Source organism: Phocaeicola intestinalis (assembly GCF_014837065.1).
Taxonomy (GTDB): domain Bacteria; phylum Bacteroidota; class Bacteroidia; order Bacteroidales; family Bacteroidaceae; genus Phocaeicola; species Phocaeicola intestinalis.
On record NZ_JACSPP010000006.1, the window covers coordinates 57,533 to 79,145 of the forward strand.

At 49.4% G+C, this 21,613-nt stretch carries 13 protein-coding genes and 2 pseudogenes; 13 read left to right on the forward strand and 2 right to left on the reverse strand.

Features of this window, described 5'->3' with window-relative positions; genetic code table 11:
* Positions 1-291: 291 nt before the first annotated feature.
* From H9625_RS03390 to H9625_RS03400, 3 genes are all read left to right on the forward strand, one after another.
* Positions 292-1,497: a PL29 family lyase N-terminal domain-containing protein gene (locus H9625_RS03390; RefSeq protein ID WP_191763009.1), complete on the forward strand. Its 1,206-nt coding sequence runs from the start codon at positions 292-294 to the stop codon at positions 1,495-1,497.
* Between the two features lie 325 nt (positions 1,498-1,822).
* Positions 1,823-3,058, forward strand: a complete 1,236-nt coding sequence (locus H9625_RS03395) for a site-specific integrase (RefSeq protein WP_151878023.1) — start codon at positions 1,823-1,825, stop codon at positions 3,056-3,058.
* Between the two features lie 11 nt (positions 3,059-3,069).
* Entirely contained in the window at positions 3,070-3,432 is a 363-nt protein-coding gene (locus tag H9625_RS03400) for a RhuM protein (protein ID WP_151878024.1), read from the forward strand.
* 79 nt (positions 3,433-3,511) lie between these two features.
* Here the strand turns inward: H9625_RS03400 and H9625_RS03405 are convergent, their stop codons facing one another.
* Complete coding sequence (locus H9625_RS03405; RefSeq protein ID WP_151878025.1) at positions 3,512-3,817, reverse strand: helix-turn-helix domain-containing protein; 306 nt, start codon at positions 3,815-3,817, stop codon at positions 3,512-3,514.
* Between the two features lie 34 nt (positions 3,818-3,851).
* The gene (locus H9625_RS03410) at positions 3,852-4,145 is read right to left on the reverse strand and encodes a helix-turn-helix domain-containing protein (RefSeq protein ID WP_151878064.1); all 294 of its coding nucleotides are present in this window, start codon (positions 4,143-4,145) and stop codon (positions 3,852-3,854) included.
* A 208-nt stretch (positions 4,146-4,353) separates the two neighbouring features.
* On the opposite strand from H9625_RS03410, the gene H9625_RS03415 reads away from it, so the two are divergent.
* From H9625_RS03415 to H9625_RS03455, 10 genes and pseudogenes are all read left to right on the forward strand, one after another.
* Positions 4,354-4,710: a helix-turn-helix domain-containing protein gene (locus tag H9625_RS03415; RefSeq protein WP_191763010.1), complete on the forward strand. Its 357-nt coding sequence runs from the start codon at positions 4,354-4,356 to the stop codon at positions 4,708-4,710.
* 3 nt (positions 4,711-4,713) lie between these two features.
* On the forward strand, positions 4,714-5,064 hold the full coding sequence (locus H9625_RS03420; RefSeq protein WP_151878027.1) for a helix-turn-helix domain-containing protein: 351 nt from the start codon (positions 4,714-4,716) through the stop codon (positions 5,062-5,064).
* Positions 5,065-5,083: 19 nt separating this feature from the next.
* A complete protein-coding gene (locus tag H9625_RS03425; protein WP_151878028.1) occupies positions 5,084-6,691 on the forward strand; it encodes a DUF4099 domain-containing protein in 1,608 nt (535 codons plus the stop codon).
* 62 nt (positions 6,692-6,753) lie between these two features.
* Positions 6,754-8,862, forward strand: a complete 2,109-nt coding sequence (gene topB, locus H9625_RS03430; RefSeq protein WP_191763011.1) for a type IA DNA topoisomerase — start codon at positions 6,754-6,756, stop codon at positions 8,860-8,862.
* Positions 8,863-9,028: 166 nt separating this feature from the next.
* Positions 9,029-9,481, forward strand: a complete 453-nt coding sequence (locus H9625_RS03435) for a DUF1896 domain-containing protein (protein WP_151878030.1) — start codon at positions 9,029-9,031, stop codon at positions 9,479-9,481.
* Positions 9,471-11,079, forward strand: a pseudogene (locus H9625_RS18010) (N-6 DNA methylase); the annotation flags it as partial. The gene H9625_RS03435 and the pseudogene H9625_RS18010, both read left to right, overlap by 11 nt.
* 167 nt (positions 11,080-11,246) lie before the next feature.
* A pseudogene (locus tag H9625_RS03440) lies at positions 11,247-15,272 on the forward strand (helicase-related protein); the annotation flags it as partial.
* Between the two features lie 657 nt (positions 15,273-15,929).
* Positions 15,930-17,855 carry a tetracycline resistance ribosomal protection protein Tet(Q) gene (gene tet(Q) / locus H9625_RS03445; protein ID WP_004291466.1) on the forward strand — a complete coding sequence of 642 codons (1,926 nt, stop codon included), beginning with the start codon at positions 15,930-15,932 and terminating at the stop codon, positions 17,853-17,855.
* On the forward strand, positions 17,855-20,173 hold the full coding sequence (locus tag H9625_RS03450) for a hybrid sensor histidine kinase/response regulator (protein WP_004291467.1): 2,319 nt from the start codon (positions 17,855-17,857) through the stop codon (positions 20,171-20,173). Before tet(Q) ends, H9625_RS03450 begins: the two co-directional genes overlap by 1 nt.
* On the forward strand, positions 20,166-21,488 hold the full coding sequence (locus tag H9625_RS03455) for a sigma-54-dependent transcriptional regulator (protein WP_004291471.1): 1,323 nt from the start codon (positions 20,166-20,168) through the stop codon (positions 21,486-21,488). Before H9625_RS03450 ends, H9625_RS03455 begins: the two co-directional genes overlap by 8 nt.
* The last annotated feature ends 125 nt before the right edge of the window (positions 21,489-21,613 follow it).

Below are 21,613 nucleotides of genomic sequence, written 5' to 3' on the forward strand. Positions count from 1 at the left end.
GCTTTTTTAGCGCACCCATACTTGTCAAATTATTTTGATAAGATATCTTTTTTCTCCGACTCAACTATCCGACTATTTAATCGGCACATTTTCGGCACATTTTGTTGTCAACTTCGCATGTGTAAATATCTAAACTTTTATTTATCAATTAATTAGCTCATTCCGCACTTGTAGCCGGCGCGGCGACTGACGGGGCTTTCCGCCCGTGCTCTCCAGAATATAGTTGTACTTGTAAAGGCTTGAGTTAGAACGATTTGAGTTTTTTAATTTATAAATTAAATTTAATTTGTTATGAGAAAAAAGTATTTAAGTGCACTGCTGTTCGGAGCGCTTTTGTTCGCTTCAACAGGAACTTTTACCTCTTGTAAGGATTATGATGATGACATCAATAACCTGCAACAGCAAATCACTTCTAACAAGGATGCAATCGCAGCCTTGCAGAAGCTGGTAGGCGAAGGCAAGTGGGTATCATCGGTTACTCCTATCGAAAATGGTTTCACTGTAACCATGAACGACGGTACCACACAGAACATCACCGGTATCAACGGTGAAGACGGAAAACCGGGTACTGTCATCACACTTGACCCCACTACCAACAACTGGGTCATTGACGGTGTAGACACTGGCGTTTGCGCTAAAGGTGAAAAAGGCGAACAAGGTGAACAAGGCGAGCAAGGTGAAGCTGGCGAACAAGGTCCTGCCGGTGAAGCTGGCGAACCGGGCAAGTCTCCTTACATCGACAAGGAAACAGGCAACTGGTTTGTTTGGGAATGGGACGAAGTTACAAGCGAATACAAGGCTGTTGACTCAGGCGTATACGCTGGCTCTACCCAGATTTATGTAGTAGAAAAAGATGGTTTCATCGAACTGAACGTAGACGGAACTGCTTACTTGTTGCCTACTACTTCGGACGCTTATACAGTGGAAGCTCCGGCTGACCAAGTTAAGGTCGAATTTGAAACAGCTGAGTGGACTGAGTGGAATTCTAATAATGCAGACGCAAAGACATTGCTGAAACAATTCCCGGAATTAGCAGAAATCAAGAAAGATGCAGTTGTAAAACAAGGTGGAAAATTACCTTTGATTGTAACGCCAGCCAGCATAGAATTGGATGATCAATATACTTATTCATTAGTAAACTTGAAAGGTGAAACGGCCGAAATTACGGTTTCTTCTCCTGTAAAAGGATTGCCGGAAGGCTTGGAATGGGAGAATGATGGTAAATTGGTATCACGTTCTGCAGACGCAAGTTCTTGCTTGTGGACATTGAATGTAGATCCGGCTAAGGCTTCTATTAGATGGAATTTGGAAGACCTTAAATTCTCGGCTGTCCAGTTGGATAATTTCTTAAGTGGCAATGTAAAACTCACCGCAACAAGAGAAAAAGATGATAAGAAGTATGTAGCTTACAATGGTTCGATTACATGGTATAATGCAAACGGTCAAGAAACTATTTATTCAAGTTTCGCAAGTTCAACTTGCAGCTTTTTCATATAAAGTTATAACAAAAAAGTGAGATGCGGAAGAATATGGTAATAGATTTGATTTACAGGGGTTTCATTTAATCTGCCAATTATTCCGAAAGCCATTACAATCCTTGCCGAAGCCAAATCAAGACACCGCTGCGTTACTTGTTCGTAACCACGCCAAACAGGTGACGAAATGGGTATGAATGGCAAAACAAGGCGTTATGATATAGTGAGTTACTGACAACTCACACAACAAATCCGGTTACGGAAAAAGATTGCGCCGTTCTTCCGTGTTCTGCGTATCAAAGGAGAACTCTTCACCGACTAATTTTGAACCCAAAAAGTTAAAGACGATGAAGAGTACATTTTCAGTTATCTACTACCTCAAGCGTCAGGTAGTGAAAAAGGACGGGACAGTTCCCGTCATGGGACGCATCACGGTGGACGGCAGCCAGACGCAGTTCAGTTGCAAACTGACCGTCGATCCCAAGCTGTGGGACACCAAAGGCGGACGTGTCACGGGCAGAAGTACGGCAGCACTGGAAACGAACCGTATGCTTGACAAGATGCGTGTACGCATCAACAAGCACTATCAGGAAATCATGGAACGTGACAACTTCGTCACGGCGGAGAAGGTAAAAAACGCTTTTCTCGGACTGGAACACCGCTATCACACTTTGATGCAGGTATTCCAGCAGCACAACGAGGATTACGCCAAGCAGGTAGAGGCAGGCATGAAAGCCAAAGCCTCGTTTGTCAAATATAAGAGCGTTTACAAACACCTTCAAGAGTTCCTTTCCATCCGTTACCATGTAAAGGACATCGCATTGAAGGAACTTACTCCAGCCTTTATCTCTGACTTCGAGATGTTCCTGCGCACGGACAAGCACTGCCGTACCAATACCGTGTGGCAGTATGTCAGCCCGCTTAGGACTATGGTGTTCATCGCCATCAACAACGAATGGTTGACACGTGACCCGTTCAGGGAGTATGAAGCCAAGAAAGAGGAAACGACACGCAGCTTTCTGACAAAAGATGAGATCCACTTGCTAATGGACGCCAAATTGAAAAACGCCAAGCAGGAACTATACCGCGACCTCTATCTGTTCTGCACTTTCACCGGCCTGTCATTCGCAGATATGCGTAACCTGACGGAAGACAATATCCGCATCTATTTCGATGAACATGAATGGATAAACATCAACCGCCAGAAGACTGGCGTGGTGTCCAATATCCGCCTGCTCGACATAGCGAAACACATCATCGACAAATACCGTGGTCTGTGCGAAAACGGCAGGATATTTCCCGTTCCGCATTACAATACCTGCCTGCAAGGAATCCGTGCCGTCGCCAAGCGTTGCGGCATCACCAAGCATATCACATGGCATCAAAGCCGACATACGGCAGCCACGACGGTGTTCCTCTCCAACGGTGTACCCATCGAAACGGTAAGTTCCATGTTGGGACACAAGAGCATAAAGACAACGCAGATATACGCGAAAATCACCAAGGAGAAACTCAACCAAGACATGGAGAACCTTGCTGCGAAGTTGAACACGATTGAGGAATTTGCGGGTTGCACTATCTAAAAAGAGAAGCCATGACACGAGGAATCATCATCATAGAGGACAAGATGGTCAGCGTAACCGGTAACGATGTTTGGATGACCGCCGGAGAAATCGCAGGACTGTTCCACACGGGAGTCCCGACAGTGAACGCCACCATCAAAGCCATCCGCAAGTCGGACGTGCTGAACGATTACGAGGTATGCCGTTACATACAACTTGAAAACGGTCTGTACGCGGATGTCTATTCAATTGAAATCATCATCCCCATTGCCTTCAGGCTGAACACCTACTGCACCCACGTGTTCCGTACATGGTTAGTTGGCAAAGCACTATCTAAGGAAAAGCGGCAGGCATACGTGATGTTCATACAGAACGGCAAAGCCGGGTATTGTTGAACACAAATATAGATAACTAAAAAGGAAACGGGCAACTCCATCGGGGCTGTCCGTTTCCTTTTTCATTTTCTTGTCTTCTTTATCCCAACGGCTTGCGGTAATTTGCTTCTAACAGTTCGCGAAGTCCCGATTCGGGATAAAGTACCTTGCCCGCCAAGAGGATAAAGGGTAGTACCCTGTTGTTGCGGTACTCCTGCAAGGTACGGCGGCTCACACGGAGCAAGTCTGCCACTTCCTTGTCCGTCAGGTAACGCTCCCCATCCAGCGGCGGACGGTAGCCTTCCAAAAACGTGGAGAGCCATCTGGAACCTTTGCGCATATTCTGCACCACGGTGGCAATCGGCTCGTCCTCCATCGTGAGGATTTCATCGTTCTCGTTCATCATAACTTCGGATTCAGTGGATTGTAAATAAATCAATTTATTTGCCGCCGGGATAAAGCGTGCCGATAAGCGGAATCAGCCGTTTGACCTCCTCCGGCTTGTAATAGAACCTGCGGTTTATCTGCGAATAGCCGATAAGCCTCCTGTCACGTAACGCCTGTAATGTGCGCGGGCTGATTCTCAACTGCCCGCAGACCTCCTCGCCCGTGAGCCATCTTTCCAGCCTCCTGCCGTCGCCCTTGCTTCTCAGGGCGGCGACTTTCTCCGAGAGGGCGTTGAATGACGCCAGCATCATCTCGAAGGTCTTTTTCTCGATAGATACGATTTCCATATTCAAATACATTTAGAGTTTGCCGCAAAGGTAACGAGGCCGTCCTTAAACCGTGCCGTTTTCCACTGAAAGGCAGCATGTTTCGCCGTCTGTCCGGGTTACGGAGCCATTTCCAATAAAAATCTTACGTGAGTCACGTAGTGAGCTGTTAAAGCCCCTTTTGTTTATTGCCGAATTTTGCCGCAGAAACAACAAAAGACAACCGGATATGAAAGTGATAACAATGGAAAGTTCCGCCTTTACCGCCCTGATGGAACAGATAGCCGAAATAGCGGCACACGTGCGTGCCGTTTCCGGCGAAAGGAAGGAAGAAGCCGCCGACAGGCTGCTCACCACCCGCGAAGCGGCGCACCTGCTGAACGTGAGTACCCGTACCCTCCAGCGTATGCGCAGCGAACAACGCATCGCCTATGTCGTGCTACGCGGCAAATGCCGCTACCGCCAGTCGGAAATAGACCGCCTGCTTGCGGACTGCACCGTCATGGAGGATGCAGTGACACCCAAAGACCTGAAACATAACCACACGCTGCGCACGGGCGGCAAACCCAAAGGAAGGAGGACATAACGTATGGAACTGCTTACCCGAAACAATTTCGAGAACTGGATGCGGAAGCTGATGGAACGGCTCGACCGGCAGGATGAACTGTTGCTTTCCTTGCAGCCGTCCGGCAAAGCCCCGAATCCGCTGGAAAGTATAAAGATGTTCGACAACCAAGACCTCTGTATGCTGCTCCAGATTAGCAAGCGCACCCTGCAACGCTACCGCAGCATCGGCGCGTTGCCGTACAAGACGCTCGGCAAAAAGACCTATTACAGTGAAGAGGACGTGCTGAAGTTCCTCTCCGAACATGTAAAGGATTTCCGCAAGGAAGATATAGCCTTCTACAAGGCGCGTATCCATAATTTCTTTAATAAATAACCCATTAAACATTTTTCAAATGGCAAAGAAAAAGACAGAAAAGGATGTGCTGATAGTCCGCGACGAGAAAACGGGCGAGATCAGCGTGGTAGCCGGGCTGGATGCCGACGGCTCTCCCAGGCGCACCCCCGCGAAAGCGGAGAACGCACAGAGTTTCCTGCAATTCGACCGACACGGTGATGTGCTAGACAACTTCTTCAGGAACTTCTACCGGCAGTGCAAGGAACCCAGCCGCTTCGGTTTCTACCGCATCGCGGCAGACCAGGCCGACCATCTGCTGGAGGTCATCAAGGACTTACTGAAAGACCCTGAAGCCAACAAGGAACTGCTTGCGCCCCACAAGGTGGACACTTCCGGCTACGAAAAGCAGGTGAAGGAAGAACAGACGACTGAAAAACCGGAACAAACGGAACAGAAACAGGAAGAACAACCGAAAGAAACCCAAAAACAGGAAAACATGGAACAGAAGCAGGAACAGAATCAGGAAAGCCCGCAGCAACAGGCGCAGGGCAGACGGGGCTACCAGCCCATTGACGAGAGCAAAATCAACTGGCAGGAGTTGGAAGAGAAATGGGGCGTGAAGCGCGCCGACCTCGAAAAGTCCGGCGACCTCCAGAAAATGCTCAACTACGGCAAGTCCGACTTGGTAAAGGTGTCGCCCAATTTCGGCGGCGAATCCTTCGACCTTGATGCCCGCCTCTCCTTCAAGAAAGACGGTGAAGGCAATATCAGCCTCGTGCCGCACTTTATCCGCAAGGAGCAGAAACTCGACGAATACAAGGGACACAAGTTCTCCGACGAGGACAGAAAGAACCTGCGCGAAACGGGCAACATGGGCAGGAAGGTGGATCTGGTGGACAAGGAAACAGGCGAGATTATTCCTTCCTACATCAGCATCGACCGGAAGACAAACGAGATTACCGATGTCTCCGCGAACAGGGTACGTATTCCGGAGCGTATCGGCAAGACGGAAATCACCAAGCAGGAGCAGGATATGCTCCGCGCCGGCCTGCCCGTGCGCGACAAACTCATTGAGCGCAACGACGGCAGGAAATTCGTCACCACCCTGCAAGTGAACGTAGAGCAGCGCGGAGTGGAGTTCGTGCCGGGAACGGGCAAGTCGCCTCGTACAGCCCAGACTATTGAAGAAAAGAACAATCCCAAACAAATGCAAGGACAAGCACAGGGTGCGGGAAATACGTCATCTACCCAAAAAGAGCAACGCCGCAATACATGGACAAACGCCGACGGCAGCATCCGCCCCATCAGCAAATGGAGCGGTGTGGACTTCACCGACCAGCAAAAAGCCGACTATGCGGCAGGCAAAGCGGTGAAATTAGAGAACGTAACCGACAAACAAGGCTTCCACGCCACGATGTACATCAAGTTCAACCCGGAGAAAGGACGCCCGTACCGTTACGACACCAATCCCGACAACGCGCAGAAGGTCGCCCCGGCCAACGAGAGCCGCACGCAGGTGGCGGTAAACAACGAGGGCAAGACCAACGAGGCGACCAAGAACGTGAAAGAGCCGTTGCAGAAAGGACAGACCGCTCCGAAGGACGACAAGCAGCAACAGCGGCAGGAGAAACCGCAGAAGAAAAACAGCAAGGGCATGAAGATGTAACATCCCGTGCCCGCCACTAAATCCAAAGTAAAATCCAAAGTATCACAAAAAAATAAGACAGCATGAAGACAATCATTGCAGAAAAGCCATCCGTGGCACGTGAAATCGCCCGCATCGTGGGCGCGGCAAAGAGAGAGGAAGGATATTTCGAGGGAGGCGGCTACGCCGTGACATGGGCATTCGGACACCTCGTCCAACTTGCCATGCCCGACGGTTACGGCATACGCGGCTTTGTCCGCGACAACCTCCCCGTCATCCCCGAAACCTTCACACTCATTCCCCGTCAGGTAAAGACGGAGAAAGGTTACAAACCCGACAGCGGCGTGGTGTCGCAGATAAAAATCATCGCCCGTCTTTTCAAGGAAAGCGAGCAGATCATCGTGGCAACCGATGCAGGACGCGAAGGTGAACTTATCTTCCGCTACCTCTACCATTATATCGGATGTACCACGCCTTTCTTGCGCCTCTGGATAAGTTCGCTTACCGACAAGGCTATCCGTGAAGGACTGCGCAACCTCGAAGAAGGCAGCAGGTACGACAACCTCTACCTTGCCGCCAAAGCACGGAGCGAATCCGACTGGCTCGTGGGCATCAATGGCACACAGGCACTCTCCATTGCTGCCGGACACGGCACATACTCCGTCGGACGTGTGCAGACACCCACGTTGGCGATGGTGTGCGCACGCTATTGGGAGAACCGCCGCTTCAAGGTAGAACCTTTCTGGCAACTCCATATCGCCACGGACGGAGGCAATGGCGAGGTGGTGAAGTTCTCCTCCACCGGGAAATGGAAAGAGAAAGAACCTGCGATGACGCTATATAATAAGGTAAAGGAGGCAGGCACAGCCACCGTCACGAAAGCCGAGCGAAAGGAGAAAATAGAAGATACTCCGCTTCTTTACGACCTGACCACGCTCCAGAAGGAAGCCAACGCCAAGCATGGTTTCACGGCGGAACAGACGCTTGTAATCGCGCAGAAGCTCTATGAAAAGAAACTCATCACCTATCCAAGAACCGGAAGCCGCTACATCCCCGAAGATGTGTTTGCGGAAATTCCCAAACAGCTTGCCTTTATCGGCAACCTGCCCGAATGGAAAGAAAAGGTGAACCCGAAAGCCGTACCGACACGCCGCAGCGTGGACGGCGGCAAGGTAACAGACCACCACGCCCTGCTTGTTACGGGCGAGAAACCGCTGTTCCTCTCCAAAGAGGACAGCACCATCTATCACATGATAGCCGGACGCATGATCGAGGCTTTTGCCGAAAAATGCGTCAAGGACACCGCCACCGTCACGGCGGAGTGTGCCGGAGTGGAGTTCACGGTAAAAGGCAGCATCATCAGACAAGCCGGATGGCGTGCCGTCTATGGCAAGGAGAACGGAGATGAGAACAATAACCAAGAGGAAACAGCCATTCCCGGCTGGCAGGAAGGCGACACGCTGACACTGAAAGGCACTTCCATCACGGAGGGCAAGACCAAGCCCAAGCCGCTGCATACTGAAGCCACCCTGCTTTCGGCAATGGAAACGGCGGGGAAGGAAATCGAAGATGACGCACTGCGGCAGGCTTTGAAGGACTGCGGCATCGGCACGCCCGCCACCCGTGCGTCCATTATCGAAACACTCTTCAAACGCGGTTACATGGAGCGCAGCAAGAAGTCGCTTGTGCCTACCGAAAAGGGGCTTGCCCTCTATTCGGTCGTGAAAACGATGCGCATCGCCGATGTCGCCATGACAGGTGAGTGGGAGAAGGAGCTGGCACGTATTGAGCGTGGGGAACTGCCTGACGACACTTTCCGCAAGGAGATTGAGGGGTACACACGGGAGATTACCTCCGAACTGCTCTCGTGCGACAAACTGTTCGCCCGCAGGGATTCCGGCTGCAAGTGTCCCAAGTGCGGAACAGGCACGATGCAGTTCTACGGCAAGGTGGTACGCTGCGATAACGCGGAGTGTGGGCTGCCCGTGTTCCGTCTGAAGGCGAACCGCACCCTTTCCGATGACGAAATCAAAGACCTGCTCACCGACGGACACACGAAACTGCTCAAAGGCTTCAAGAGCAAGCAGGGCAAGAACTTTGATGCCATAGTCGCCTTTGACGGGGACTATAACACAACTTTCGTGTTCCCGGAAAGGAAAACGACCAAGAAATTTTCAGGACGGAAGAAATAGTAGTAACTTTGCCACTGGTTCAGAGTAATGAATTGTTCTTCGATATCGGATTACACTCATACTTTGGATTTAGTGGTGGCACTCGGAGGGATACCGAGTGCCTTTTTCTTCCCCTTCCAGACAATTATCCCGGTCATGATTTATCCAACCACTAAAATCCAAAGTAATGAACAACAAGAAGAAAAACGAGGGGCAGACCGACTTTTCCTATTACGGTCTGTACCTGCTGGACTACCTCCGAAAGAACAAGTTTGAACAGGCTTCCGACAATGCCTTCATCCGGGAACGTGCCAATCGTGCCGCTGAAACGTATGAGCGGGCAAGGCTGGAAGGTACGACCTCCGCCGGAGCGCAGGAATTGGCTATGAACACGCTGCTGGAGGGGCTTCACTACTCCAAGTACGCCATCCTCCGCGAAGTCGTGGAGAACGAGTTTGCCGATGAAGTGCCGGAAACTGAACGTGAATACTTTACCCAAAAGCTGCTGCCGCTTGTCAAAAACGTATTCTCCATCTATGACCTCTCGGACGACAACTTCGCTCTGTCGTCCGATTACGACCTGCTCTACACAGAGCTGACGGGGGCTGTCGTCCTTTATATCGAGGAATATGGCGTTTAACCGCAAACAAAGGCTGCGGGACAACATCGAGGCGATACGGGCGGCATTCGTCCTTGACAGGGAACAGAGAACTGCAACAGCCGAAGAACGGGCGGTACTTCAGAAGTATTGCGGCTTCGGAGGGCTGAAATGTATTCTGAACCCTGCAAGGGAACTGACGGATGCCGTCCACTGGGCGAAATCCGACCTCGAACTGTTTGCCCCGACCGTGGAACTGCACAGGCTGATACGGGAGAACAGCAAAGACGATACGGAGTACAAGCGGTTTGTGGATTCGCTGAAAGCATCCGTGCTGACCGCCTTCTATACTCCGAAGGAGATAACCGGCACCATTGCGGACGTACTGGCAGATTACAGTGTCCGTCCTGCCCGTGTGCTGGAGCCGTCGGCGGGTGTCGGCGCATTCGTGGATGCCGTGCTGCGCCACAGTCCCGACGCGGACGTGATGGCGTTTGAGAAGGATCTGCTCACGGGTACAATCCTGCGGCAACTCTATCCCGACAAGAAAATGCGCATCGACGGTTTTGAGAAAATCGAAAAGCCGTTCAACAATTATTTCGATTTGGCGGTGTCCAACATCCCGTTCGGCGACATTGCCGTGTTCGACGCTGAATTTCAAAGGAGCGAATCTTTCGGCAGACGCTCGTCGCAAAAAGCCATCCACAACTATTTCTTCCTGAAAGGACTGGACACGGTGCGCAACGGCGGCATCGTGGCATTCATCACGTCGCAGGGGGTATTGAACAGCACCAAGACCTCCGTGCGCAACGAACTGTTCAGTCAGGCTAATCTGGTATCGGCAATCCGCCTGCCCAACAACCTGTTTTCCGACAACGCCGGGACAGAGGTGGGCAGCGACTTGATTGTCCTGCAAAAGAACCTGCATAAGACGGAACTTTCGCAGGATGAACGGCTGATGACCGTGATACAGACGGATGAAAGAACACAACTGACGGACAACGCCTATTTCATCCACCACCCGGAACGCATCGTGCATACAACCGCAAAGCTCGGCACAGACCCCTACGGCAAACCCGCTATGGTCTATCTGCACGAGGGCAAGACCGAAGGCATCGCAAAAGACTTGCGCCGTATGCTTGACGAGGACTGCCACATGAGGCTTGCCATGCGCCTGTACTCCGGTACTATCCAACAAGCGAGGGAGAAAAAAACGGTTGCCGTTGAAGTCAAACCCGAACCGCCTACCAAGAAGCAGGAAAAACCTTCAGTTGAGGAGAAGCCGGAGATTGAACCACGACCGCAGAATCACTCGGCAGCCGTGCAGCTTACCTTATTCGACCTTTTTGGGATGCCCATAGAAGAACCAACCAAAAAGAAAAAGACAGCGAAAAAGGAAAGCAAGGCAAAGCGTGTAACGCCCAAAACGAAACCACAGGCTACGGCTGTCCCATCGTCTGCAACCGCCAAAACTGTGCCGGAAAACAAGGAAGTAAAACCGCAGGATGCCGAAAAGCAAAGCGACCCTGACGACATTTACGCCACGTTGGACTGGGAAACCAATCCGCCTATCAACGGCTTCTATGAAACGATGATGAGCCTGACACCGGAACGGCGCAAGGCTTTACGGCTGGAAGCGGAACGACACAGACAGGAACAACTGAAAAAGTTGGGTGTCAAGGACACGCTGAATCCTGCTTTTGTACCTTCTTCGGACAATGTGGATGAAAAACCGGAGCAAAAGAAAGACACAACACAATCCGAAGCACAGATGGGAACAATAGATAATACCATCGAGTCCACTCTCGAAACGGTTGCCACTTCCCTGTTCCCGGAACTTGAACCGGAAAAACCGAAAGAGGAAGTCATCGACCTTTCTCCCCGTCCGTTCAACGGTCTGTTGGAGCCTCACCATCGTGACGGCTCGATGGTATTGGATGCTGTCCGCAATCTCGGTTATCTGAAGGACATCACGCCTTACGGCGCGACTTTCCAACCGCTTGATCTTCGTGGCTACCAGAAGGAAAAGGCGTTGTTGTATGTGTCGCTGCGTGACGCCTACGAGCGTCTGTACCGTTATGAATCGCTCCGGCGCGAGGCAAATGTTCCGTGGCGAGAGCATCTGAATACCTGTTACGATGAGTTTGTCATGCGCTACGGCAACCTCAACGCCAAGCAGAACGTGAAGTTAGTGATGATGGATGCGGGCGGGCGCGACATCCTTTCGCTGGAACGGATGGAAAACGGAAAGTTCGTCAAGGCGGACATCTTCGAGCATCCTGTTTCCTTCGCGGTGGAGAGCCATGCCAACGTAGGCTCTCCCGAAGAAGCCCTGTCTGCGTCGCTCAACAAATATGGTACGGTCAATCTCGACTATATGCGGGAGATAACCGACAGCACGGCGGAGGATTTGCTCACTGCCCTGCAAGGGCGCATCTACTACAATCCGCTCGTGACCGGTTACGAAATCAAAGACCGTTTCATCGCCGGAAATGTCATAGAGAAAGCGGAACGCATAGAGGCATGGATGGGTGACAATCCCGAAAATGAGCGTATGCCGGAGGTGAAGCAGGCGTTGGAGGCTCTGAAAGATGCCGAGCCGCAGCGCATCGCCTTCGAGGATCTGGACTTCAATTTCGGGGAACGCTGGATTCCGACGGGTGTCTATGCCGCCTACATGAGCCGGCTGTTCGACACGGAGGTGAAAATCGCCTATTCCGCAAGCATGGACGAGTTTTCGGTGGTGTGCGGCTACCGCACCATGAAAATCACGGACGAGTTTCTGGTGAAGGGGTATTACCGGAACTATGACGGTATGCACCTCCTAAAACACGCCCTGCACAACACCTGCCCTGACATGATGAAGTCCATCGGCAAGGACGAGCATGGCAACGACATCAAGATGCGCGACAGCGAGGGAATACAACTCGCCAACGCCAAGATTGACGAGATACGAAACGGCTTCTCCGAATGGCTCGAAGAGCAGTCGCCGCAGTTCAAGGAGCGGCTTGTGACGATGTATAACCGCAAGTTCAACTGTTTCGTGCGCCCGCGCTACGACGGCTCCCATCAGACCTTTCCCGACCTCAACCTGAAAGGGCTGGCAAGCCGGGGTATCAAGAGCGTCTATCCCTCACAGATGGATTGCGTCTGGATGTTGAAACAGAACGGCGGCGGAATTTGCGACCACGAGGTGGGAACCGGTAAGACGCTGATAATGTGCATCGCCGCGCATGAGATGAAGCGTCTGAATTTGGCACACAAGCCGATGATTATCGGGCTGAAAGCCAACGTTGCGGAGATTGCAGCCACCTATCAGGCGGCATATCCCAACGCACGTATTCTGTACGCTTCGGAGAAGGACTTTTCGACCGCCAACCGTGTGCGCTTCTTCAATAATATAAAGAACAACGACTACGATTGCGTCATCATGTCGCACGACCAGTTCGGCAAGATACCGCAGTCGCCGGAATTGCAGCAGCGCATCCTGCAAGCAGAGCTTGACACGGTGGAGGAAAACCTCGAAGTGCTACGGCAGCAGGGAAAGAACGTGTCGCGGGCGATGCTGAAAGGATTGGAGAAGCGCAAGCACAACCTTGAAGCGAAGCTGGAGAAGGTGGAACACGCCATAAAGTCACGCACGGACGACGTGGTGGATTTCAAGCAGATGGGCATCGACCACATCTTCATAGATGAGAGCCACCAGTTCAAGAATCTGACTTTCAACACGCGCCACGACCGTGTGGCGGGATTGGGAAACAGCGAGGGAAGCCAGAAGGCACTTAACATGCTCTTTGCCATACGCACCATACAGGAGCGCACAGGAAAAGACTTGGGTGCGACCTTCCTCTCCGGCACGACTATCAGCAACTCACTGACTGAATTGTACCTGCTGTTCAAGTACCTGCGCCCGAAGGAGCTGGAACGGCAGGACATAAGGTGTTTCGACGCTTGGGCGGCGATATTTGCCAAGAAGACGACGGATTTTGAATTTAACGTGACGAACAATGTGGTCCAGAAGGAGCGTTTCCGCTACTTCATCAAAGTGCCGGAGCTTGCCGCCTTCTATAATGAAATCACGGACTACCGCACGGCGGAGGATGTGGGCGTTGACCGTCCTGCCAAGAACGAGATACTGCACCATATACCGCCCACGCCGGAACAGGAGGACTTCATACAGAAACTGATGCAGTTCGCCAAGACGGGCGATGCCACCTTGTTGGGCAGGCTGCCGCTTTCGGAAACGGAAGAAAAGGCGAAGATGCTCATCGCCACGGACTATGCCCGGAAAATGGCACTCGACATGCGCATGATAGACCCGAATTACGAAGATCATCCCGACAACAAAGCGAGTCACTGTGCCAAGATGATCGCGGAGTATTATCAAAAATACGACGCCCAGAAAGGCACGCAGTTCGTTTTCTCTGATTTGGGGACATACCAGCCGGGCGACGGGTGGAACGTCTATTCGGAAATCAAGCGCAAACTGACGGAGGACTACGGTATACCGCCAAGCGAGGTGCGCTTCATTCAGGAGTGCAAGACCGACAAGGCGCGGAAGGCGGTGATAGACGCCATGAACGCCGGGACGGTGCGTGTGCTGTTCGGCTCTACCTCTATGCTCGGAACGGGTGTGAACGCCCAGAAACGGTGTGTGGCTATCCATCATCTCGATACGCCGTGGCGACCGTCCGACTTGCAACAGCGTGACGGACGCGGAGTTAGGGCAGGTAATGAGATTGCCAAACATTTCGCCGGGAACAACGTGGATGTAATCATCTACGCGGTGGAGAAGTCACTGGACAGCTACAAGTTCAACCTCCTGCACTGCAAGCAGACTTTCATAAGCCAGCTCAAAAGCGGTGCGATGGGTGCGCGTACCATCGACGAGGGGGCAATGGACGAAAAATCGGGCATGAATTTCTCGGAATACATGGCGTTGCTCTCCGGCAATACCGACCTGTTGGACAAGGCGAAACTGGAAAAGCGGATCGCATCGCTCGAAGGGGAACGCAAGTCGTTCAACAAGGGCAAGCGTGATTCGGAGTTCAAGCTGGAGTCAAAGACCGGCGAGTTGCGCAACAACACGGCTTTCATAGATGCCATGACGGAGGACTGGAACCGCTTCCTGTCGGTGGTGCAGACCGACAAGGAGGGCAACCGCCTTAATATAATAAAGGTGGACGGAGTGGATTCCGCCGATGAGAAGGTCATCGGAAAGCGTTTGCAGGAGATAGCCAAGAATGCCACGACCGGAGGGTTGTACACGCAGGTCGGTGAACTTTACGGTTTTCCGATAAAGGTGGTGAGCGAAAGGATACTCAAAGAGGGATTGGAGTTCACCGACAACCGCTTCGTGGTCGAGGGGAACTACAAGTACACCTACAACAACGGGCATCTGGCGATGGCTGACCCGTTGGCCGCCGCCCGCAACTTCCTCAACGCGATGGAGAGGATACCCTCCATCATCGACCAGTACAAGGCGAAGAACGAGGTGCTGGAGATGGAGATACCGCAGTTACAGGAGATAGCGGGTAAGGTGTGGAAGAAGGAGGACGAGCTGAAGCAGTTGAAGTCCGAACTTGCCGCCCTTGACCGAAAAATTCAGCTGGAGCTTGCGCCACCCACGCCCGAAGTCGCAGAAAAGGAGAATGAAGGGCAACAGCTCAAGCCGGAAGCGGAAGATGTGAGGAACAGGCAGGCGCAATATCCCGAAAATGCACCGCCGCAGATACGCAGTCCGGCGGATAGTATCGTTGCCAACCATGTCATAATCGGGCGTCCGGGACTGTATGCCAAGGAGGAAACCCGGTCCAAAGGATTGAAAATATAACCTAAGGAATTTTATCTGAAGTATTAATAAGGGCTATCCCAAAAGGTCTAAAAGTAAATTTTATCCTTTCTGCAAGTATCTATAGGATGGCAACTGCATTTTTTTCTTTTTGGGCAGCCCTTATTAAAATTTATTCTTATTTTAGGTTATATACATTCATGTCCATTTATGTAAAAAATTCCTGCTGACCTTGTTTATGTCTTGTCAGTCACCATTTGCAAAACCATATTTGACCCTCAAAGAGGCTGAATTTGATAAGTAACTTGCTACATACTCATAATAAGGAGCTAAATAGAACACGAATGGGAAATACACAAATGCTAAACTAAAGAAGATATTGGCCAAAATAAACGCTATACCGAGAGAGAAACTTGATTTTTCAACTTCCTAAAACGGTGTTGTTCAAACATTTCTACTTATTTGTACTTGCCAGTTGAACCTACGCTTCCCTAATAAAATGTCTATGGTAAAAAGTTAAAAAATCCTCCCACTTTTGTTAGATATATTTTTTTGTGTAATTTTGTAATCGTTATGCGGCAGTAATAATATACATATTAATACGAGTTAGTAATCCTGTAGTTCTCATATGCTACGAGGAGGTATTAAAAGGTGCGTTTCGACAATGCATCTACTGTAGTATATTATTGCTTAATCCAAATGAATATTATAAATTTAGGAATTCTTGCTCACATTGATGCAGGAAAAACTTCCGTAACCGAGAATCTGCTGTTTGCCAGTGGAGCAACGGAAAAGTGCGGCCGTGTGGATAATGGTGACACCATAACGGACTCTATGGATATAGAGAAACGTAGAGGAATTACTGTCCGGGCTTCTACGACATCTATTATCTGGAATGGAGTGAAATGCAATATCATTGACACTCCGGGACACATGGATTTTATTGCGGAAGTGGAGCGGACATTCAAAATGCTTGATGGAGCAGTCCTCATCTTATCCGCAAAGGAAGGCATACAAGCGCAGACAAAGTTGCTGTTCAGTACTTTACAAAAGCTGCAAATCCCGACAATTATATTTATCAATAAGATTGACCGTGCCGGTGTGAATTTGGAGCGTTTGTATATGGATATAAAAACAAATCTGTCGCAAGATGTCCTGTTTATGCAAACTGTTGTCGATGGATCGGTTTATCCGGTTTGCTCCCAAACATATATAAAGGAAGAATACAAAGAATTTGTATGCAACCATGACGACGATATATTAGAACGATATTTGGCGGATAGCGAAATTTCACCGGCTGATTATTGGAATACGATAATCGCTCTTGTGGCAAAAGCCAAAGTCTATCCGGTGCTACATGGATCAGCAATGTTCAATATCGGTATCAATGAGTTGTTGGACGCCATTTCTTCTTTTATACTTCCTCCGGCATCAGTCTCAAACAGACTTTCAGCTTATCTCTATAAGATAGAGCATGACCCCAAAGGGCATAAAAGAAGTTTTCTTAAAATAATTGACGGAAGTCTGAGACTTCGAGACGTTGTAAGAATCAACGATTCGGAAAAATTCATCAAGATTAAAAATCTAAAGACTATTTATCAGGGCAGAGAGATAAATGTTGATGAAGTGGGTGCCAATGATATCGCGATTGTAGAAGATATAGAAGATTTTCGAATCGGAGATTATTTAGGTGCTAAACCTTGTTTGATTCAAGGATTATCTCATCAGCATCCCGCTCTCAAATCCTCCGTCCGGCCAAATAAGCCCGAAGAGAGAAGCAAGGTGATATCCGCTCTGAATACATTGTGGATTGAAGACCCGTCTTTGTCCTTTTCCATAAACTCATATAGTGATGAATTGGAAATCTCGTTATATGGTTTGACCCAAAAGGAAATCATACAGACATTGCTGGAAGAACGATTTTCCGTAAAGGTCCATTTTGATGAGATCAAGACTATCTACAAAGAACGACCTATAAAAAAGGTCAATAAGATTATTCAGATCGAAGTACCACCCAACCCTTACTGGGCCACAATAGGGCTGACTCTTGAACCCTTACCGTTAGGGGCAGGGTTGCAAATCGAAAGTGACATCTCCTATGGTTATCTGAACCATTCTTTTCAAAATGCCGTTTTTGAAGGGATTCGTATGTCTTGCCAATCTGGTTTACATGGATGGGAAGTGACAGATCTGAAAGTAACTTTTACTCAAGCCGAGTATTATAGCCCGGTAAGTACACCTGCTGATTTCAGACAGCTGACCCCTTATGTCTTCAGGCTGGCTTTGCAACAGTCAGGTGTGGACATTCTCGAACCGATGCTCTGTTTTGAGTTGCAGATACCCCAAGTAGCGAGTTCCAAAGCTATTACAGATTTGCAAAAACTGATGTCTGAGATTGAAGACATCAGTTGTAATAATGAGTGGTGTCATATTAAAGGGAAAGTTCCATTAAATACAAGTAAAGACTATGCCTCAGAAGTAAGTTCGTACACTAAGGGCTTAGGCATTTTTATGGTTAAGCCATGTGGGTATCAAATAACAAAAGACGGTTATTCTGATAATATCCGCATGAACGAAAAAGATAAACTTTTATTCATGTTCCAAAAATCAATGTCATTAAAATAATGGAGCGGTCAGGAAATTTCTATAAGGCAATACGGTTGGGATATATACTTATCTCCATTCTTATCGGATGTATGGCATATAATAGCCTCTATGAATGGCAGGAGATAGAAGCATTAGAACTTGGCAATAAAAAAATAGACGAGCTCCGAAAAGAAATAAACAATATCAATATTCAAATGATAAAATTTTCTCTATTGGGTGAAACAATACTGGAATGGAACGATAAAGATATCGAGCATTACCATGCACGGCGTATGGCAATGGACAGTATGCTCTGCCGTTTCAAGGCCACCTATCCAGCAGAGCGCATCGATAGTGTGCGCAGTCTTTTAGAGGATAAGGAACGACAGATGTTCCAGATAGTCCGGTTAATGGATGAACAACAATCTATTAACAAGAAGATAGCCAATCAAATTCCGGTTATTGTACAGAAAAGTGTGCAGGAACAGTCCAAAAAGCCAAAACGAAAAGGTTTCTTAGGCATATTCGGCAAAAAAAAGGAAGTAACTCCAGCAGTATCAACCACTATCCTTCATTCGGTCAATAGAAACGTAATCAGCGAACAGAAAGTGCAGGATCGCCAATTGTCGGAACAAGCCGACAGCCTTGCAGCTCGTAATGCAGAACTTAACAGACAACTGCAAGAATTGATTTGCCAAATAGAAGAAAAGGTACAAACCGAACTGCAAAGCCGGGAAAACGAAATAGTTGCCATGCGTGAAAAGTCATTTATGCAAGTAGGCGGTTTAATGGGATTCGTTCTTCTATTGTTGTTAATTTCCTACATCATCATACATCGTGATGCAAAAAGCATTAAACAATACAAGCACAAGACAACTGATTTGATAAGGCAACTGGAACAATCCGTACAACGGAACGAGGCACTGATAACGTCAAGGAAGAAGGCGGTACATACTATCACCCATGAACTGCGCACACCGCTGACAGCAATAACAGGCTATGCCGGACTGATACGGAAAGAACAGTGTGAGGATAAGTCCGGGCAGTATATCCAAAACATACTGCAATCCTCCGACCGTATGCGGGATATGCTTAACACTTTGCTTGACTTCTTCCGCCTGGACAACGGCAAGGAACAGCCCCGTCTGTCACCCTGCCGGATTTCAGCAATCACGCACACACTTGAAACGGAGTTCATGCCTGTTGCCGTGAACAAAGGGCTGTCCTTGTCCGTGAAGACTGGACACGATGCCATTGTATTGACCGACAAAGAGCGAATAATACAAATCGGGAATAACCTGCTGTCAAACGCTGTCAAGTTCACAGAAGAAGGCGGTGTTTCTTTGATTACTGAATATGATAATGGAGTTCTGACACTGGTCGTTGAAGATACAGGTACAGGCATGACAGAAGAGGAACAGAAACAAGCGTTCGGTGCGTTTGAACGTCTATCAAATGCCGCCGCAAAGGAGGGTTTCGGGCTTGGGCTTGCCATAATGCGTAATATTGTGTCGATGCTTGGCGGAACAATCCGTTTAGACAGCAAGAAAGGGAAAGGCAGTCGTTTCACAGTTGAAATTTCTATGCAGGAAGCTGAAGAACAGCTTGGATATACAAGCAATACACCTGTTTATCATAACAATAAATTCCATGATGTTGTCGCCATTGACAATGATGAGGTATTACTTCTGATGCTGAAAGAGATGTATTCCCAAGAAGGAATACACTGCGACACTTGCACCGATGCTGCGGCACTGATGGAAATGATACGCCAGAAAGAATACAGCCTGTTGCTGACAGACTTGAATATGCCCGATATAAACGGTTTCGAATTGCTGGAACTGTTGCGTTCGTCCAACGTGGGCAATTCACCAACAATCCCGGTGGTTGTGGCAACCGCTTCGGGCAGTTGTAACAAAGGGGAACTATTGGCAAAAGGCTTTGCCGGATGCCTGTTCAAACCGTTCTCCATATCGGAACTGATGGAGGTTTCCGACAGGTGTGCCATAAAAGCGACACCGGACGGGAAACCGGACTTTTCCGCCTTATTGTCCTATGGCAATGAAGCCGTCATGCTGGAAAAGTTGATAACTGAAACAGAAAAGGAAATGCAGGCGGTACGGGATGCAGCAAAAGAAAAAGACCTGCAAAAGCTGGATTCCCTGATCCACCACCTGCGCAGTTCGTGGGAGGTGCTCCGTGCCGACCAACCGCTGAATGTACTTTACGGATTGCTTCGTGGCGATGCTCTCCCGGATGGTGAAGCGTTAAGCCATGCCGTGACTGCCGTGCTGGATAAGGGAGTGGAAATAATACGGTTGGCAGAAGAGGAAAGGAGAAAATACGAAGATGAATAAGACAAAAATAATTGTGGTGGAAGACAACATCGTGTATTGCGAATATGTCTGCAATATGCTGTCACGGGAGGGCTACCGCAATATGAAGGCTTACCACCTCTCAACCGCGAAGAAACATCTGCAACAGGCAACAGATAATGATATCGTGGTTGCCGACCTGCGTCTGCCTGACGGCAGTGGCATAGACCTTTTGTGCTGGATGCGAAAGGAGGGAAAGATGCAGCCCTTCATCATTATGACCGACTACGCCGAAGTTAATACCGCCGTGGAAAGCATGAAACTCGGCTCGATAGACTATATTCCCAAACAGCTTGTGGAGGATAAACTTGTCCCCCTGATCCGTTCCATACTGAAAGAACGTCAGGCAGGACAACGCCGTATGCCTATATTCGCCCGTGAAGGTTCCGCCTTTCAGAAAATCATGCACCGCATAAGGCTGGTAGCCGCCACCGATATGAGCGTGATGATATTTGGTGAGAACGGCACGGGCAAGGAGCATATTGCCCACCTGTTGCATGACAAGAGCAAACGTGCAGGCAAGCCATTTGTGGCGGTGGACTGCGGTTCACTCTCCAAAGAGCTTGCACCGTCGGCTTTCTTCGGACACGTCAAAGGTGCATTTACAGGTGCGGACAATGCCAAGAAAGGATATTTCCATGAGGCGGAAGGCGGCACGTTGTTTCTGGACGAGGTAGGAAACCTCGCGTTGGAAACCCAACAGATGTTGCTCCGTGCCATACAGGAGAGGCGGTATCGCCCGGTCGGAGACAAGGCAGACCGGAATTTCAATGTCCGCATCATCGCTGCTACCAATGAAGATTTGGAGGTATCGGTGAATGAAAAGCGTTTTCGGCAGGATCTTCTGTACCGCCTGCACGACTTCGGGATAACCGTTCCTCCGTTGCGTGACTGTCAAGAAGACATTATGCCGCTGGCAGAGTTCTTCCGTGATATGGCAAACAGAGAGCTGGAGTGTAGCGTGAGCGGGTTCAGTTCCGAAGCACGTAAAGCGTTGCTGACACACGCATGGCCGGGCAACGTGCGGGAACTTCGGCAGAAAGTTATGGGTGCTGTATTGCAGGCGCAGGAAGGTGTTGTCATGAAAGAGCATCTGGAACTTGCCGTGACGAAACCGACCTCTACTGTCAGCTTCGCCTTGCGCAATGACGCGGAGGATAAGGAGCGGATATTGCGTGCGTTGAAACAGGCAAACGGCAACCGGAGTGTCGCCGCAGAACTGCTCGGCATAGGCAGGACAACACTATACAGCAAACTTGAAGAGTATGGACTTAAATATAAATTCAAGCAATCATAGCCCGTAATTCACTGAATTTGGCTATATTTGTTGTAATCAGGTAGGTTTTATTTGACTATCAACAGATTGGATAAAACTCGCACGAGAACGGGCAATGGATAAGAAAAAGCCGGACTGTTCCGAAC

Coding starts and splice junctions, on each gene's coding strand:
- H9625_RS03390 (WP_191763009.1), top strand. CDS start 292: ATGAGAAAAAAGTATTTAAGTGCACTGCTGTTCGGAGCGCTTTTGTTC.
- H9625_RS03450 (WP_004291467.1), top strand. CDS start 17,855: ATGGAGCGGTCAGGAAATTTCTATAAGGCAATACGGTTGGGATATATA.
- H9625_RS03420 (WP_151878027.1), top strand. CDS start 4,714: ATGGAACTGCTTACCCGAAACAATTTCGAGAACTGGATGCGGAAGCTG.
- H9625_RS03410 (WP_151878064.1), bottom strand. CDS start 4,145: ATGGAAATCGTATCTATCGAGAAAAAGACCTTCGAGATGATGCTGGCG.
- H9625_RS03435 (WP_151878030.1), top strand. CDS start 9,029: ATGAACAACAAGAAGAAAAACGAGGGGCAGACCGACTTTTCCTATTAC.
- H9625_RS03415 (WP_191763010.1), top strand. CDS start 4,354: ATGAAAGTGATAACAATGGAAAGTTCCGCCTTTACCGCCCTGATGGAA.
- topB (WP_191763011.1), top strand. CDS start 6,754: ATGAAGACAATCATTGCAGAAAAGCCATCCGTGGCACGTGAAATCGCC.
- H9625_RS03400 (WP_151878024.1), top strand. CDS start 3,070: ATGACACGAGGAATCATCATCATAGAGGACAAGATGGTCAGCGTAACC.
- H9625_RS03405 (WP_151878025.1), bottom strand. CDS start 3,817: ATGATGAACGAGAACGATGAAATCCTCACGATGGAGGACGAGCCGATT.
- H9625_RS03455 (WP_004291471.1), top strand. CDS start 20,166: ATGAATAAGACAAAAATAATTGTGGTGGAAGACAACATCGTGTATTGC.
- H9625_RS03425 (WP_151878028.1), top strand. CDS start 5,084: ATGGCAAAGAAAAAGACAGAAAAGGATGTGCTGATAGTCCGCGACGAG.
- H9625_RS03395 (WP_151878023.1), top strand. CDS start 1,823: ATGAAGAGTACATTTTCAGTTATCTACTACCTCAAGCGTCAGGTAGTG.